Source organism: Siphonobacter sp. BAB-5385, assembly GCF_002261125.1.
Lineage (GTDB): Bacteria > Bacteroidota > Bacteroidia > Cytophagales > Spirosomataceae > Siphonobacter.
In genome coordinates, this window is record NZ_NMPS01000145.1 from 24,748 (window position 1) to 42,164 (window position 17,417).

Annotated in this window: 9 protein-coding genes; 6 read left to right on the forward strand and 3 right to left on the reverse strand. The window is 50.8% G+C overall.

All coding sequences use genetic code 11. The annotated features are described in order from the left end of the window. Nucleotides 1-18 precede the first annotated feature (18 nt). A complete protein-coding gene (locus BWI93_RS13750) occupies nt 19-1,149 on the reverse strand; it encodes a putative sensor domain DACNV-containing protein (protein WP_094812230.1) in 1,131 nt (376 codons plus the stop codon). Nucleotides 1,150-1,454: 305 nt separating this feature from the next. Between BWI93_RS13750 and BWI93_RS13755 the strand changes: the two genes are divergently transcribed. Continuing rightward, nucleotides 1,455-5,666, forward strand: coding sequence for a hybrid sensor histidine kinase/response regulator (locus BWI93_RS13755; protein WP_094812232.1), 4,212 nt, complete (start codon nt 1,455-1,457; stop codon nt 5,664-5,666). A 231-nt stretch (nt 5,667-5,897) separates the two neighbouring features. Here BWI93_RS13755 and BWI93_RS13760 read toward each other — a convergent pair whose 3' ends face one another. Together BWI93_RS13760 and BWI93_RS13765 are read right to left on the reverse strand one after the other, a co-directional pair. Then, complete coding sequence (locus BWI93_RS13760) at nt 5,898-6,872, reverse strand: ScyD/ScyE family protein (RefSeq protein ID WP_094812234.1); 975 nt, start codon at nt 6,870-6,872, stop codon at nt 5,898-5,900. A 209-nt stretch (nt 6,873-7,081) separates the two neighbouring features. Next, nucleotides 7,082-10,471, reverse strand: a complete 3,390-nt coding sequence (locus BWI93_RS13765; RefSeq protein WP_094812236.1) for a DEAD/DEAH box helicase — start codon at nt 10,469-10,471, stop codon at nt 7,082-7,084. Between the two features lie 282 nt (nt 10,472-10,753). On the opposite strand from BWI93_RS13765, the gene BWI93_RS27455 reads away from it, so the two are divergent. The 5 genes from BWI93_RS27455 (at nt 10,754) to BWI93_RS13780 (ending at nt 17,064) form a co-directional block, all read left to right on the forward strand. Then, a complete protein-coding gene (locus BWI93_RS27455) occupies nt 10,754-10,984 on the forward strand; it encodes a hypothetical protein (RefSeq protein WP_141217460.1) in 231 nt (76 codons plus the stop codon). Beyond that, nucleotides 10,981-14,031, forward strand: coding sequence for a TonB-dependent receptor (locus BWI93_RS13770; RefSeq protein ID WP_255157861.1), 3,051 nt, complete (start codon nt 10,981-10,983; stop codon nt 14,029-14,031). The genes BWI93_RS27455 and BWI93_RS13770 overlap by 4 nt, the downstream gene beginning before the upstream one ends. Nucleotides 14,032-14,043: 12 nt before the next feature. Continuing rightward, nucleotides 14,044-14,742 (forward strand): RagB/SusD family nutrient uptake outer membrane protein, encoded by a 699-nt coding sequence (locus BWI93_RS28825; RefSeq protein ID WP_255157862.1) that lies wholly within the window; start codon nt 14,044-14,046, stop codon nt 14,740-14,742. Then, a complete protein-coding gene (locus tag BWI93_RS28830) occupies nt 14,742-15,791 on the forward strand; it encodes a RagB/SusD family nutrient uptake outer membrane protein (protein WP_255157863.1) in 1,050 nt (349 codons plus the stop codon). The genes BWI93_RS28825 and BWI93_RS28830 overlap by 1 nt, the downstream gene beginning before the upstream one ends. A gap of 79 nt (nt 15,792-15,870) precedes the next feature. Continuing rightward, entirely contained in the window at nt 15,871-17,064 is a 1,194-nt protein-coding gene (locus BWI93_RS13780) for an FN3 domain-containing metallophosphoesterase family protein (RefSeq protein WP_094812240.1), read from the forward strand. The last annotated feature ends 353 nt before the right edge of the window (nt 17,065-17,417 follow it).

Consider the following 17,417-nt stretch of genomic DNA (forward strand, 5'->3'; position numbering starts at 1 on the left):
AATGTCGGTATGAACAGACTAGAGTAAAAGCGAGTCAATCCGGTGAGCGTGTACCATTTCTTCCGCTGGCGACCAGACAAATACCGTAAAGCGACCATCCTGCGAGGCCACCAGAGCGACAGCATCGCGTTGATCGTAGACAAACTGGGCCGCCGACAAATGCCGTGTACCGCCCGTTTGCGTGGAATGCACAACCGTACTGGTCTGATCGACGATGGGTTCGGATACAAGAATCTGTTCGACGCGGGCACTCGTATCCGAGCGGCCAATCTTCGCTCCAAAACCCAGTAGTTCGTACTGATCGTTGATGATGGTAGCACCGTCCACTGCCGTAAGTCCGGCCATACTTTCGATGGACAAATCCAGGGATTTCTGCCAGCTGTACTGGGTTGTTTCGTACAGGTTATGTTGCATTAAATCCGCCAGTTGCGAATGCGGCGGAACAATGGGATAGGTCATGGGCTGTATGATGGATTCCCGCCAGGCTTCTGAACTTGAGGGTACTACCAGTAACGAACCACCCCGTCCGTGGGCCCGCATCGAAACGGCCAGCTGCACGAGTACATTTTTACTCTGCGAAGTCTGAAAACCCGGCATACAGGTCAGGGACGCCAGGTAGTCGGGAAGATCGGTAAGACTGTTATCTACAATTTTCACCTGATCGCCTTTCAGAATGGCTACGTTCACAAACTTTCCGTATCCGGCCAGGCGGCGGTGTTTTACCACCAGCAGACCTGGTTCAATCACTTCCAGTACAAAACAGTTTCCCGGAATCTCCCGGGTAGTTCCCCAGACAAACAGCTCATCGTTTTCGTAGCCAATGCCCAGGTGAATACCGGGTCGTTCGACGGCCGGGGCCAGTTTGGTTAGTACCGCTGGCGTCAACGGCAAACGATGCTCGAATACCAGCGGCTGATCCGCCTGATCAATCGAAATATAGGCCAGTGAAATTTTCGGTGAATACCCTTCTTCGTGCCGTAAGCTGGCCCAGAACGCCGCGTCGATCATCGCTTCAATGACGCGAGCCGGCGGGTTGGGAGCCAGTGGCTGACACTTGGCTTTACAGGTGGAAGTGAGTTGCTGGGCAAAATGCGTTTCTATCGTTGCCGCCACTAGTCGGGCTGCCTGGTAAGTTGGTTCCAGGATCATACGGTTCGCGGAAAAACGTTCGGAATAGGGAATAGAGCGTTGCACGATAGTTATCAATAAGGGTCAAAGTAGGGAGTTAGGCCTATAACCGGAAAGTTTTCCGTATCGTTCGTGATTCGGGACGCAGCTCCCGTTCTGTTGGTCATAGATGCCATTTCAAAACTACGAAAGCGGATCGTTTTTACCTTATTTTGAGGAAATTAGAGGGAACTAATGCGAAATAGAAGTTTTAAGCGTGGGAATGCATTCAATGTTAAAAATTTAGGGTAAATTGGCCTGATACTCGCCCTGCGTCTTACCTTTTTATGAAAGCTTTCTGGAGTGTACTCCTGCTTTTGCTGACAGGTACCGTTGCCCTGTCGCAAGAGATTCCAATCCGTTTTTCCCACCTGACCACCGATCAGGGACTGTCGGAAAGCAACGTGCAATGTATCGTACAGGATAGTCAGGGTTTTGTGTGGCTGGGTACGTACGATGGCCTGAACAAATACGACGGGCAGCACATGACTACCTACCGGAATGAACCGCAGGATCCGCATAGTTTGAGTGGTAACAATGTCCGGTGCGTCTATGAAGATCATCGGCATCAATTGTGGATAGGTACGCCGGATGGCCTGAATCGTTACGACCGTCAGCATAACACCTTTGTTCGGTACACCCACCGACCGGGGGATGCGACTTCGCTGAGCAGTAATGAAATCATGTGCATCTACGAAGATCGTCAACACACGCTTTGGGTGGGTACCTACGGCGGTGGCCTGAATCGTTTTGATGCGGAGACGCAAACGTTTAAAAACTACCGTCATGATGCTTTCAAGTCGCATACGCTCACGCACGATAAGGTAACGTGTCTGTTGGAAGACAGCCGGGGCAGCTTCTGGGTGGGTACCCAGAAAGGCCTCAACCTGTTCGACCGGAAAAAGCAGCAATTTTATTCTACTCCGGCAGAAATGGGTTTCGACCAGCCCCTGAGTCATGAGTATGTCCGGTGCATGTCCGAAGACGCAAAAGGAAATCTGTACGTGGGTACCTACGGCGGGGGGCTGAACGTCATCAATCCGAGTCTGAAACAGTTGCGGGTCTACCGGTATCAGGTGGGCAATCCCCGCAGCATTGCGTCCGACATGCTCATGAGTATCATCGTTGATACGCCCAGTAAGATATGGATAGGGACGGAAAACGGCGGTTTGAATCTGTTCAATCCGCAAACGGAAACATTCAGCAGGTATCAGTTCGACTATACCAATCCCCTGAGTATTTCCAACAATACGGTTACCAGTTTACTGAAGGATCGCACCGATAACATCTGGGCGGGCGTGCAACGGGCCGGTGTAAACCTGTTTAACCTGAACGCCAGCCTCTTCGATTTTTATTACCAGACATCTTCACGCAATAGTCTGAGTCACAATGAAGTAAAAGCTTTTTGTGAAGACCATGAAGGAATTATTTGGCTGGGACTCGATGGGGAGGGGGGCCTGAATCGTTTCGATCCGAAAACCCGAACCTTTACGCATTACCGGCATAGTGATCAGGATGCAACCAGTCTGAGTGGCAATTCAGTACTCAGCATTTTGGAAGACCGCCAGGGCAACCTATGGGTCGGAACCTGGAACGGACTTAACCTGCTGGACCGCTCCACGGGCCAGTTCAAGCGGTACCTGTACGATGCTAACAATCCCAATTCCCTGAGTTCGGATCACATCTGGAAACTTTTTGAAGACCACGAGGGAACCTTGTGGGTAGGTACTTTTTTCGGTGGACTCAACCGCATGGACCCCAAAACCCGCCAGTTTTCCCGCTTGTCAACCGACGCGTATCAGCACAAATTTTATGGCGAAAACATTACCGACATTACTGAGGATCAATCAGGAAATCTCTGGATTGGAACAACGCAGGACGGGCTGAGTCGCTATCATCTTTCAACCCGGAAGCTTTCGCGTTTCGTTCAATACCAGCGTAGTGAAAACAGTCAGAATAATCACTATATCAAGGCTTTGTACGTGGATCGGAAAAACCGCGTCTGGCTGGGACAGAAAAAACTAAGTCAGTACGATCCTAAATCCCAGACCTTTATCACGGTTCCGCTACCGGCTCTGGAAGGGATTCAGTCCATTGAAGAAGATACGCAGGGGAATTTGTGGTTGGGTACCTTGCAGGGACTGGTTAAGTTTAATCCTGAAGAACGCACTACCCAGCAGTTTACCAAAGCCGATGGCTTGCTGAGTAATAATTTTGTACAGAATGCCCACGTTCGTACCCGCAATGGTACGCTGTATTTCGGTAGTAATAAAGGCTTTGTAACCTTCAATCCCAGCCATATCATCGTCAACCGGTTTGTACCGCAGGTGTATATTACGGGCTTTTCTTTATTTAACAGACCCGTTGACGTAGGAGACAAGGATTCGCCTCTGACGACGGCGATTACGGAGGCGAAAGAAATCCGATTATCTCCTGAGCAATCCACCTTTTCCTTTGATTTCGTAGCGATTAACTATACCTCTTCGCATAAAAACCAGTATGCCTATCAGTTGAAAGGGTACGACTCAGACTGGAACTATGTGGGTAATAACCATACGGCTACGTATACCAATCTGGATCCGGGAACGTATACTTTTCACGTAAAAGCTGCGAATAACCACGGCCTCTGGAATCAGAAAGGAGCGAGTATTGAGGTGATTGTCATGCCCGCGTATTACCAGACCTGGTGGTTTCGGGTGCTGGTCGTTTTGCTGTTGATCGTAGTCTTATACGGTATCTACCTATGGCGAACCCAACGCATGCAGGCCCAGCGGAAGAAACTGGAAGGCCAAGTGCTCGAACAAACCCAGGCCCTGCGGCAGGTTAATGCGGAAGTGATGGTGCAGAAAGAAGAACTCCAGAGTCTGGCTACTGATTTGCAGGTAGTCAACGAAGAACTACGCGAGCAGAAGGAACAGGAAGCCGAAGCCCGTCAGCAGGCAGAAAAAGCCAACCAGGCGAAAAGTATATTTCTGGCTACCATGAGTCACGAAATCCGTACCCCACTCAATGGAGTACTGGGCATGACGACGTTGTTGCAGGAGACTCCACTGACCACTGAACAGCAGGAATACGCCGAAACCATTCGGCAGTGTGGTCATAATCTGCTGGGCGTCATTAACGATATTCTGGACTTTTCGAAGATTGAATCCGGCAGTCTGGAAATTGAACACCAGGAGGTAGACCTACGCCAGTGTATCGAAGAAACGCTGGACATTTTCGCCAACAAAGCCTCCGCTATCGGTCTGGATTTGATTTATCAGATGGATTATGATGTACCGCCTTTCATCAAAAGCGATAGCCTGCGGCTGCGTCAGGTATTGACCAATCTGGTGAGCAATGCCATCAAGTTTACACCGGCCGGAGAAATTTTTGTCCGCGTCATGCGTCTGCCTGCCTCTGAACCGGATACGCTGTTGCTTCAGTTTAAGGTAGTGGATACGGGGATTGGCATTCCGGCCGACAAAATGTCACGGCTGTTCAAATCCTTTTCGCAGGTTGACTCCTCCACCACGCGTAAGTACGGGGGGACGGGTCTCGGGCTCGCCATCAGTAAACGGTTGGTAGAGCTCATGGGCGGGGAGATCAGCGTAAGCAGTACCCAGGGTCAGGGCACAACGTTTACCTTTAGCATTCGTACGGAAGTTAGCACCACTTCCCGCCGCCAGTACGTAGTGCTGAATACGAACGATTACGAAGACAAGAAAATACTGATCGTAGATGATAATCAAACGAATCTCCTCATTCTAAAATCTCAACTGGAACAATGGCGGCTCATTCCTGTACTGGCCAGCTCGGCGGCCAAAGGTCTGGAGGCCTTGCGGCAGGAAGGCCCGTTTGAGCTGGTAATTACGGATATGCACATGCCCGATTGCAATGGGGTGGAGCTGGCCCGGGTCATCAAACCACTACATCCGGGCCTGCCCATTATTTTGTTGAGTTCAGTAGGCGACGAAACCCGCCATACGTATGCCGATCTGTTCGAAACGATCCTGACCAAGCCCGTCAAACAAAATCAGTTGTACCAGGCCATTCAGCAACAACTCAAGCGATTGACCCCGCCGCCGGCCCCGTCGGAAGCTACGCCGCACTTGCTCGACCAGCTATTTGCCGCCGAATACCCCCTGCGTATTCTGGTCGCTGAGGATAACCTCTTCAACCAGAAAGTAGTGCTGCGTACGCTCAATAAGCTTGGCTACGAAATTACTCTGGCGGGTAACGGCCGGGAAGTGTTGGACATTCTGGAAAAATCGAGTTTTGACGTCATCCTGATGGATGTACAGATGCCGGAAATGGACGGGCTGGAGGCTACCCGAGTGATCCGCTCCAGACCCTGGCTCCAGCCCATCATCATTGCCATGACGGCCAATGCTTTGCCCGGTGACCGGGATACCTGCTTACAGGCGGGCATGAACGATTACCTATCGAAACCACTGCAAGTCAATGAGTTAAAAACCTGCCTGATTCGGGCATCTTCGCTGAAAACGCCCTTGGTCTAATCAGCATGGATACGTCAACGACGGATTGTCAACGAATTCAGAAAGCCTATCGCAACTACTCATAACCTAACGGAGCCGTAGACTTGACCCAATTGTTAAGGTTGGATTTCAACCCAACCTTAACAATTGCGGGGGTAACGCGACAACAGAGCGTTAGCCTCACCTCTAAAAAGCAACAAGCCGAAAGGGATCCACCTTCGGCTTGTCAAACAATATTCTAAAAGGCTTTACTTACCAGCTAACCATTTCCAGCTTACCCGAGCCGTGATTCAGCACGTAGTATTTATTCGTGCCTTTGTTTTCAATGTCGGTTGGCATCGAAAAGCCCGTTGCAACGGCTTTACCTTCTTCATTTAGCAGGTTCCCGGAATTGGGTACAAAACCGGGGGTAGGAGCAAAAGCAAATCTTGCCAGTTGAACAACCACGGGTTTATTGGCTCCCGAAAGCGTAATGTCAGTCAGGGTAGTGAAGCCGGTTTTGTAGTCGCTTACGTTGCCCGCCAGATCGATCTGGAAGATTTTCGATGTACCGTCAATGAAAGGGCCACCACTCAACGCAGTTACCAGGAATTTTTGTCCATCAAATACGATGCCCGTGGGTACGGCTTCGGCCGTGGCCGTAACTTTCGGAATTTTGGCAAACAGACTGAGTTTACCCGTACCTTTTTCGCGTTTCAGTACAATGTTTGTACCCGCATCGGTGATGTACAGATCTCCGTTGGGTCCGGCCGTCAGGTTGTACACATTGGAATTCAACGGCGTCACCAGCTTGAGACTATCCACAAAGGGCCGCACAAACTGGCGGGTAATGGAGCTGGCCGCCAAAGGCTGGTTCGGATTCAGTGAAGAAGCCTTTACGCTGTAAATCATCCCTTCGATGCCGTGGAGAATGTACAGGGAATCGCCGTGGAAGTACAGGTGACCAATACCTTCGATGGTACCTTCAGCAGCTATCGATTGCATCCCCGTAACTACGGGCATGGTTTGACCATTCATAACCATGGAAACCCGGGCATCCTGATTACCCGTACCGGCTTCCGTTACGAAAATCTGATCCTGAGCGTTGAAGGCCAGGCCAATGGGACTTTTCAGATTTTCAGCGACGGTTTGGCGACTAACTTCGCCGGGATTGGGTACTTCGTGATCGGTACAGCTAAACAGCCCTACCAAAAGAGCAGACGAAAGGAGGGAAAGGCTACGCTTCATGAAGAAGAGATTTGAAAGTGAGCAGATGGGCCTTTGGCAGAAGGCAGGTTGAAAAGACTTCCGAAGATAGGTTGGTGAACGGAAGATTTGGCAAGATAAGTAACTGAACTAATGAATATTAGCAGTGAACTGCGAAATTTTGATAGTGAACGGGAAAGTCCGTTGAAAAGCGTATGTACTTCGCAACGGACTTCAGTATATGAATATCTTTAATTGGAACTGAGTAAGCTGAGCAAATCCTGGCGGGTAAGTGACTTGAGCAATGACTGATCCGTACGAATCAGGTCACTGGCCAGTTCCTGTTTGGACTCCTGCAATTGCTGCATTTTTTCCTCGATGGTATGCGGACAAATTAGCCGAACGGCTACCACCTTTTTCGTTTGGCCGAGGCGGTAGCTCCGGTCAATGGCCTGATTTTCCACGGCCGGATTCCACCAGGGATCGACCAGATAGACGTAATCGGCTTCGGTCAGATTGAGTCCCGTACCACCAGCCTTCAAGCTGATGAGAAAGACCCGCACACTGGCATCGGTCTGAAAACGCTGTACGCGGGCCGCCCGGTTTTTCGTTTGGCCGGTAAGGTATTCGAAAGCAATGCCGCGAAACTCCAGTTCGCTTTTAATGAGATCGAGCATACCGACAAACTGCGAGAATACCAGAATCTTGTGCTGAGGAGCCCGGGTTTCAATTTCTTCCAGCAACACCTCAATTTTCGCCGAAGCCCCACTGTAAAAAGTCTCGTCGTTGAGCAGGGCGGGGGAGTTGCACAACTGCCGAAGCTTGGTGAGTCCCTGTAAAATGTGCAGCGACTCCCGCGGAATATCGCCTTCTTTTCTGGTCGTCAGGAAGTTGCGAAACTCCTGTTCGTAGGCGTGGTAGACCCGACGTTGCTCGGTGCCCATCTCGCAGTACAATACCATTTCGGTTTTGTCGGGTAGCTCGGACGCCACCTGAGCTTTGGTACGTCGCAAAATAAACGGACTTACTTTTTTCTGAAGTTCCTGAGCCCGCTGCCGATCCTGAAAACGGTCGATGGGCGTGGAATAGTAAGTCTTGAAGGACTGTTTGGAACCCAGCAATCCCGGACACGCGAACGAAAGCTGTCCATACAGATCAAAGGTATTGTTTTCCAGCGGCGTACCCGTCAGCACGATCCGATTCCGGGATTGCAGCAGGCATACGGCCTGATACCGCTGTGATTCCGGATTTTTGATGGCTTGTGATTCGTCCAGAAATACGTAATTGAAGGCGTAGCTTTTTAATTGATGAATATCCGAAATCAGGGTTCCGTACGAAGTGAGGATGATTTCATACGCATCGAACGTTTGCGGATCACTTACCCGACCCGAGCCGTGCAACGTAAGCACCCGAATGGAAGGAGCGAATTTGGCTACTTCGGCCTGCCAGTTAAATAGCAGTGAGGTGGGTACGACGATGAGATTCGTATTTCGCTGAACTTTCGCACGTTGGGACAGAATAAAAGCAATGATCTGGATGGTTTTTCCCAGCCCCATATCGTCGGCCAGACAGCCGCCAAAGCCAAATTCATCCAGAAAGTTGAGCCAGTATAAGCCCTGTTTCTGGTAGTTACGCAGGTTGGTTTGCAAGCCTTCGGGCACGGGTACTGCTTCAATGGCGTCAAAATTAGCCACTTTAGCGGCGTACCGGGCCCACTGCTGTCGTACCGATTCGCTCAGTAGTTCTTCCTCGTACAATTCCCGGATGCTGGGCAATTGAATCGCGGGTGTACGCAGGCGGTCTTCGATCAGATCTGCTGCCTGAAAATAGCGATCAAACTTTTCCAGCCATTCGGTGGGCAAAATACCTACCGTGCCATCGCCCAGGGTCACGTAGCGGCTTTTGTTTTTAACCGATTTGTGCAGGTGTTTCAACGAAACTTTTTGGGCTCCAAAAGAGACCTGAATCGAGGTTTCAAACCAGTTGAGACCACTGCTGACGTGTACCGAAATTTTGGCTTTATTGCCATTCAGACGGTTATTCCCGAGCTCATTAAAACCCAGAATGGTAATACCCCGACTCTGCCAGGCTTCAAATGCCGAGAGAAACCAGTCTTCTTCGAGAAAGCGACTTTTATGCAGGAAAAAATAGTCGCGGGGCAACTCACCCTCTTTGGGCAATTGCTCGTAAAAATCCGGATGTTGCTGGAGTAGCAAACTGATAAAGTCGAGTTCTTCGGCGTCGTCCCGTTCGAGCGTAAAGGGAGCCCCCAGCGGATCGAGTGAATAAATTTGCCGCCTGGAAAGCACGGGTACTTCCACGGGACCGTATTTCAGGACGGGCGTCAGGGAAATAAAGGAATCCTTTTCCGAAAGGTAGAGCATCCACTGGCGGGGCTGGTCGAAACCACTTTCCTCAATCTGTTCGGGCGTAGCGGGTTTGAGGTACGTATACGTCACCCGAATGTGGTTTTCCAGCCGAACCAGCACCTGCTGACGGAATTCCTCGAACTTGGATTCGTGGAGTAACAGCCGGTACTGATTCAGTTTCAGGAAATTGAGCACCCGCAGTAAATCCGGTGAATCGATGAGGTGTAAGGTCTGATCCAGCAGAAAAAAATAATCGTACGCAATCGTAACCGTGGGTAACTCATACGGCTGGTCGTTTACCAGCAGTTGACCCAATACCTGATAGAACGACTCCCGCTGGTGTACCGTCAGGTGTAATTGCAGGGCCGACCGCTGGATGCGTACGGGCGTCAGCCCCTGAGCAATGATTTTTTCCGAGGATTGGGAAGGGTGATAATACACATCCAGCTCCAGCGGATTCTGGACCAGTGCTTTTAATGCTCCCAAATCAGCCAGTGCGTTTTTGGTTCGGTGCGGATTCTGAAAGCGGGTCAGAGCCGTATAGAATTTCAGCAGGTCAGTATCGTCGGTTTGCCAGACAAAATCCATGGGATTGATCGTCCGCAGGGGATTCTTGATTTTTCCCTCTTTCGTCGTGGCTGCTTCGTAGTATTCAATGAAAAAATGTTCGTAAAAACGATGCCGCCGAAACACGATAAACCGTTTCTGTATATCGGGCTTGGGTAGGGGAGGCGTCCATTCCGCTCCCAGTTTTTCGTACTGCTGGGTCGCCTCCTCAATCGATACCAGCTCCTTTAGTTTAGGTTTTACCCGTACCGAATAATCCTGGTATTCGAGGTCGAAGTACTCATCCAGATTTGTTTCTTTCTCCAGACCGTACTCCTGAGCCGTTCGGTAAAAACGCTCGTACCGCATCTGACGGTCGAAGAAAATCCGTAGTTCCGGTCGCTGCATGAGGTTCAGCAACACGTGCGTCTGGTGCGGACACAACGAAGTCGTGGGCAACTGGCAGGCACAACTCAGGATTAAATCCTGGTCCGTCTGCTCAACGCTCACCTGGGGGAAATACGTCAGCCGGGAAGCCGAAGTAAAGGTTCCTGAATTAACCGAAATCTCCCGCGGCTGAACGGGCGTATAGTCACGCTGGTTCGTAGGCAGTAGCTCCAGGGTATGGTGGGAAAGAAAGGTTTCCGTCAGCGTGGCAATGCTTACGCCCGGCAGGCGATACGGCGGCTTGCCAGCTTCCGGCAGTTCATAAGAATTTGGTAACATAGTGGGGTGGCCAGACTATCCTTCACGGGCGAATTCACGCCAAGATTAAGCGAAGATACGAACACTTTTTTCGACCCACTGCCTGAGAGCCCTGACATTGACTTTTCTTCGCTGTAGGAACAGATAATCAACTCATCTTCCGGATGATTTTAATGTAAAAAACGGGTCACGGAATTTAAAAAATCCATAACCTGATCGCTATCGGTTCGGCTCCTGTACTGTTCTTTTTTTGCAGCCTCAAATCAAGCGGGTTCGTTTTCTGCTCTAAAATCTTTCCTCCTTATGAAACCAATTTTACCAAGCCGAAGGTACGGATGGGTGCTCCGTTGTCTGGCTCTAGCTGTCTTGCTACTGGTAGGTCGAGACCCTTGGGCCCGACCTACGCGGATGCAGACGATTTCCGGTAAGGTGACCGACGAAAAAGGTGAAGCCATGGCCGGAGTGAGCGTACGCGAAAAAATACCGTTCGCGGTACTATCACCGATGCCGCCGGACGGTATCAGCTTACCGTGACGGATGGAAACGCTGTACTGGTGTTTAGTTACGTGGGCTACCTCCCGCAGGAAGTGACCGTAGGTAAACAGAGTACCCTTGATCTGGCCTTGCAGGTGGATCCGAAAAATATGCAGGAGCTGGTCGTCGTAGGGTATGGTACGCAGAAAAAAGCGAATCTCACCGGAGCCGTATCGCAGGTAGGGGCCGAGACGCTGGAAAGCCGCCCGATTGCCAACATCAGTCAGGGTTTACAGGGAGCTTTACCGGGGATGAACGTGACGTTCGGTGACGGACGGCCCGGTTCGGCTGGTACCATCAATATTCGCGGTTACGCTTCCATCAACAGTAGTACGGGCTCGCCGCTGATTCTGATTGACGGCGTACCGGGTTCGCTCAACTCGATCAATCCCCGCGATGTCGAGAGTATTTCGGTACTGAAAGATGCGGCTTCGGCGTCGATCTACGGGGCTCGCGGAGCCTTTGGTGTCGTACTCGTTACAACGAAAAAAGCCAAAGGCGGCCGGATGTCCGTGAATTACGGTACCAATTTCGGTTTTTCTACGCCCACGGTTCGCACGGATTTCATTACGGATGGCTACACTTCGGCCAAGCTTAACGACGATGCGTTTATTCGGGCGACGGGTAAATCCTATACAGGGTATACGGACGAAGATTACGAAGAACTTCGCAAACGCCAGACGGATCATTCATTGCCTTCCGTAGTCGTTGACAACCGCAACGGCAAGGATATGTACATCTACTACGGCAATACGGACTGGTGGCGAACCATGTTTCGCGACTGGTCCCCTTCGATGGAGCACAACCTGAGTTTTAGCGGAGGCAATGATAAAACGGATTATCTGGTGTCGGGTCGGTATTATCAGAAACGGGGCGTGATGCGGGTGAATCAGGATATCTATAATGCCTACAACTTCCGGGCCAAACTCAACACAAAAGTTACCGACTGGTTTACGCTTAATACCAATACGCAGTTTAACGCCAATGATTACAGCTATCCGGGCTGGGGCGTAAACAACAACTTTGTATCCGTAACGGTACACGCCCTGCCCTCGTACGTACCGGTGAATCCCGACGGTACGGCTACGTATCGGACCGAACTCAACAACTATACCATTGGTGACGGTATCTACGCCGATCTGTTACACGGCAAATCCAAGGGTGGTGAAAAACGCTTTGAACTGACGCAGACCATCGGCGGTACTTTGCAACTGGCCAAACACATTACGGCTGTGGGTTCCTACAGTTATACGCTTTCCAACGGGGTTTTCAACGTGAACCGAAGTGCCTGGGAAAGTGGCAATACCTTCCTGCGACGTACGCCCGCTCCATGGTCCATTTTTCCAGGTGTGATGAGTACGGTGGGCTACGATCAGTTGTCGGAAACGTCCAACCTGTCGCAGTACCACGTCGTGAATGCGTATGCTACCTACGACAACACCTTTGGCGACCACGCCTTCAAGGCCATGGTAGGGTACAACCAGGAACTATACCAGCAGAAAAGTCTGTCGGGCAACCGGAAAGACCTTTTGTCTCAAGATCTCAACGACGTGAACCTTGGTTCAGGGGCTCAGGAAATCAACGGTGGGCAAACCGAATGGGCCTTACTGGGATATTTTGCACGGATCAACTACGACTATCGCGGCAAGTATCTGCTTGAACTGAACGGTCGCTACGATGGTACGTCCCGATTCCGGCCCAGTGATCGCTTTGGCTTTTTTCCTTCCGTTTCGGCGGGATGGCGGGTGAGTGAGGAAAGCTTCTTCGAGCCGATTAAGTCCTTCGCCAATGAATTTAAAATCAGAGCGTCGTATGGATCACTAGGCAATCAGCAGGTGGCGAACTACGCCTATCTTTCGACGATGAGTCGGGGTACCTCGTCTTACCTGATGAACGGACAGAAATTGGAATTCCTGTCGGTTCCGGCACCCATATCCTCAAGCCTGACCTGGGAGAAAGCCACTTCCGCCGACGTCGGCGTGGACGTAGCTCTGCTTCGCAACAAGCTGAACGTTTCCTACGACTGGTACCGCCGGGCTACTACCCGAATGCTGACCAAGGGGCGGACGTTGCCCACCGTATTCGGAGCCACCGAGCCCCGCGAAAACGCCGCCGATTTATTAACCAAAGGTTTTGAGCTGTCGGTAAACTGGAAAGACCGCTTTACTGTCGGTGGAAAGCCGTTTTCCTACAACGTGGGCGTAGTCCTGTCGGATTACAAGGCTGCAATCACCCGTTTCGATAACCCCACTCAATTACTGAATAGCAATTACGTAGGCCAGCAATTGGGTGAAATCTGGGGTTATACCATCGACGGTATGTTTGGGAGTGATGAAGAAGCTGCCGCCTGGCAGGCTGCCATTCCGTTGAGCAATTCGGTGGTACACAAGCAAATTTCAAGTGCTCCCGGCGAGTGGGGTAAGCTGCGGGCCGGTGACTTACGATACGTGGACATCAACGGCGATGGCAAGATCAACGTTGGGGAGAATACCGTAGCCAACCACGGCGACCTCCAACGCATCGGCAACTCACTTCCCCGGTATTCGTTCGGTGTAAATCTGGGAGCGAACTGGGGTAATTTCGACCTGTCCGCTTTTTTCCAGGGCATTGGTCGTCAGAACTGGTATCCGGGCAGTAACGCGGATAAATTCTGGGGACCGTATTCGCGGCCGTACTATTCGTTCATTCCCAAAGATTTCGAATCGCAGATCTGGACGCCTGAAAACACGAACGCTTATCTGCCCGTCCTGCGGGGCTACACCGCCCTGAACGGCGGGGGCGATTTGCAAGCCGTGAACAACCGCTACCTGCAAAACCTGGCCTACGTACGCCTCAAGAACCTGACGCTGGGTTACTCCCTGCCCTCCACGCTGCTGCAACGCATCAAAATGGCCCGTTGCCGCATTTACGTGAGCGGTGAAAATATGGTTACCCTGACCAAACTGAAGACTTCCTACATCGATCCGGAGATGGCGGCTGCTGAGACCAACGGTCGCGTGTATCCCTTCAGCAAAGTGTATTCATTCGGTTTGGACATCTCTTTTTAATTGGCTCTATTCATGAAAAGGCTTATTCCTGTATTCGCTCTGGTTCTGATGGGACTGGCGGGCTGTAAAGGTTTTCTGGACCGCGAACCGCTGTCGGAGATCGCTCCTGAGCAGTTTTTTACCAGCGAAAGCGATTTACGACTGTATACCAATTCGTTCTACAACGTAATTCCCTCGGCGGAAGACATCTATAACGAAGACATTGACAACATCGTCAAAACCACGTTACCCGATGCCGTAACGGGTCGCCGCACGGTGCCAACTTCCGGTGGGGGCTGGGACTGGGGCGAACTCCGGAAGATTAATTACTTCCTGGGAAATTATAACCGTCAGGGACTGAGTTCGGCAACGACCAACAAGTACGTAGGGCTGGCCAAGTTTTTCCGGGCCTGGTTTTACTTCAATAAAGTAGTGCGTTTTGGCGATGTGCCCTGGTACAACAAGGTCATTAATACGACCGACGAAGCGTATCTGACGCAGGCCCGCGATCCCCGGACGGTGGTCATGGATTCAGTACTGGCGGACATCAACGAGGCCGTGGCCCGACTGGCTACAACCAAATCCACGGAGGAGGTTACCAAATGGACGGCTTTGGCCCTAAAATCCCGGATTTGTCTGTTTGAAGGAACCTTCCGGAAATACCATACGGAATTCAACCTGCCCAATGCCGACAAATTTCTGAACGAAGCCGTAACGGCTTCCGAAGACTGATGACCAAAAGCGGCTATCAGATTTATTCGACCAGCCCGGACCTGGCGTATCGTGATTTGTTTGCTTCGCTGAAAGCCAGTCCCGAGGAAGTGATTCTGGCTCGGAAGTTCAGCAGTGATTTGCAGGTTTTTCACAATGTCAACTACTACACCATTACGGCTTCGTACGGAAAACCCGGTCTGGAAAAACGGCTCGTGAACAGTTACCTGATGAAAGATGGCAGCCGGTTTACCGATAAACCCAATTACAACACCCTGACATTTTACGAAGAGGTGCAGAACCGCGACCCCCGTCTGGCACAAACCATCCGCACGCCCGGTTATACCCGGATCGGCAATACGAACAAGCTCGTACCGGACTTTGGAGCGACCGTAACGGGCTATCAACTGACCAAATTTGTGACGGCCGAAACCGAGGATTCGTACAACAAGTCGCTCAATGATATGCCCGTGTTCCGCTACGCCGAAGTGCTGCTCAATTACGCCGAAGCCAAAGCGGAACTGGGTACCTTGACGCAAAGTGATCTGGATAAATCGATTCAGCTCATTCGCAAACGCGTCGCCATGCCCGCCCTGGAACTGGCCAACGCCAACGCCGATGTAGATCCTTACCTGGCGGCTCAGTACACGCATGTAAGCGGAGCGAACCGTGGGGTACTTCTGGAAATTCGCCGGGAACGCCGGATCGAGTTAGTGATGGAATCCTACCGCTGGAACGATTTGATGCGTTGGAAAGAAGGTCATCTGGTAGCTGATCAGTTCAAGGGCATGTATTTTCCGGGCCTGGGTAAGTATGATCTGGATAATAACGGTACGACCGACGTGGTCATTTACGAAGGAACCAAACCCACGGAAAAGGGACCGCAGTACCTGAAACTGGGTTCGGAAGTGGTGCTGGAAGGGGGCAAGAATGGGGGACTGGTGCTGATTAATTCCAACCAGACCAAATCGTTTAACGAAAACCGGGATTACCTCTATCCCATCCCCATTCAGGAACGACTGCTCAATAAAAACTTAACGCAGAATCCCGGCTGGCAGGACGGCCTTTAGCGATTCTTCAAAAATGAGTACATTCACAACAGGTGTTTGAGTCCCAAAGGCTTAAACACCTGTTTTTATCTCGAAACCTATGAAACGTTCTATCGATTCCCGCCGGAAATTTCTTCAGCAGGCATTGGCCCTGGGGGTTACAAGCTCTATCACCGCTACTAAAGCTACGGATGCTCCCCGCTTGGCTTGTGAGCCGTATTTACAGGATCCAAAACCAGACGCCATGACCATCCAATGGATTTGCGAACGACCGTCGTACAGCTGGGTGGAGTTTGGTACCACCGAACAATTAGGGCAGAAAGCTCATCGCGTTACGAACGGGCTGGTAGATTCGTACAACCGAATTAACCAGATTACGCTTCAGGATTTACAAGCTGGTACTACCTACTATTACCGGGTCTTTTCCCGCGAGATTACGGAATTCAAACCCTACAAATTAACCTACGGGGACACGGTTCAGAGCAAACTGTACCAATTTACAACGCCAGCTCAACAACCTACGCGGGCACGGGCTCTGATTTTGAATGACATTCACGACCGGCCCGAGTCTTTTGCCCAGTTACTAAAGCTCGATACGCACCCAGGCCGTGATTTTGTGTTTTTGAACGGTGATATTTTTGATTACCAAACAGATGAGCATCAACTCATTGATCACTTGCTGAAACCCGCCACGGAGCAATTCGCCAGTCAGACGCCTTTTTACTACGTGCGGGGAAATCACGAAACACGGGGCAAATTCCGCCGCGAGTGGTTCGACTACTTCCGAAATCCCGAGGGGAAGCCGTACTTCGACTGGACCTGGGGACCAGTACATTTCATCGCCCTAGATACGGGGGAAGACAAACCCGATGCGGAACCTGTATACGCCGGCCTGGTCGATTTTGATGCGTACCGGCAGGAACAGGCTCGCTGGCTCAAGCGGGTGATGCAGGGTTCTGCATTCAAAAAAGCGGCTTTTCGGGTCGTACTGATGCATATTCCGCCACAGTACTCGGGCGACTGGCACGGGGCCACACACGTCAAACAATTGTTTTCACCTTTGTTTGATCGGTACAAAATCGATGTCACCATCAGTGGGCATACGCATACGTACGGAGTGCATTTACCCGTGAAAGGTCAGCATTCGTATCCGGTAGTGATTGGCGGCGGTCCAAAAGACGGCAACCGTACCCTAATCCAGCTTAATGCCGATGCGAAAAACCTCTCTATTCGCCTGATCCGCGATGATGGACAGGAAGTGGGCATGTATACCAAGACAAGGTCTGGGAAATAACATGCTTGAGCCTAAGACGTAATGGTTTCTTACTCCGTTGGGGCTATTCGTTGATGAAGGAAACCATTACGTCAGTTACCGAAAAAATGAACGTACCGATTGAACCGTTATTTAATTTTCTCGCAGCTGAAAGCGTCAAACAGGATTTTATCAGTCCTTTTAATCATAAATATTTTAGGTCGAATCAAAATAAAATAAGAACTTTTTGGGATATTTTGCTTTTTATTTTTAAGAGATCATTTACCTAATTATCCGCTATGATCCAACCGGCAATCCCAAGTAATGAATCCGCTCGCTTAGCAGCACTGGAAGAATATAGAATTATGGATTCCCTGCCCGAAATGGCCTACGAC

What these genes read in the sequence shown, in the direction of transcription:
- BWI93_RS28830 (WP_255157863.1), top strand. Translation starts at nt 14,742, where the DNA reads ATGACCAAAAGCGGCTATCAGATTTATTCGACCAGCCCGGACCTGGCG.
- BWI93_RS13765 (WP_094812236.1), bottom strand. Translation starts at nt 10,471, where the DNA reads ATGTTACCAAATTCTTATGAACTGCCGGAAGCTGGCAAGCCGCCGTAT.
- BWI93_RS13760 (WP_094812234.1), bottom strand. Translation starts at nt 6,872, where the DNA reads ATGAAGCGTAGCCTTTCCCTCCTTTCGTCTGCTCTTTTGGTAGGGCTG.
- BWI93_RS13780 (WP_094812240.1), top strand. Translation starts at nt 15,871, where the DNA reads ATGAAACGTTCTATCGATTCCCGCCGGAAATTTCTTCAGCAGGCATTG.
- BWI93_RS13755 (WP_094812232.1), top strand. Translation starts at nt 1,455, where the DNA reads ATGAAAGCTTTCTGGAGTGTACTCCTGCTTTTGCTGACAGGTACCGTT.
- BWI93_RS13750 (WP_094812230.1), bottom strand. Translation starts at nt 1,149, where the DNA reads ATGATCCTGGAACCAACTTACCAGGCAGCCCGACTAGTGGCGGCAACG.
- BWI93_RS27455 (WP_141217460.1), top strand. Translation starts at nt 10,754, where the DNA reads ATGAAACCAATTTTACCAAGCCGAAGGTACGGATGGGTGCTCCGTTGT.
- BWI93_RS28825 (WP_255157862.1), top strand. Translation starts at nt 14,044, where the DNA reads ATGAAAAGGCTTATTCCTGTATTCGCTCTGGTTCTGATGGGACTGGCG.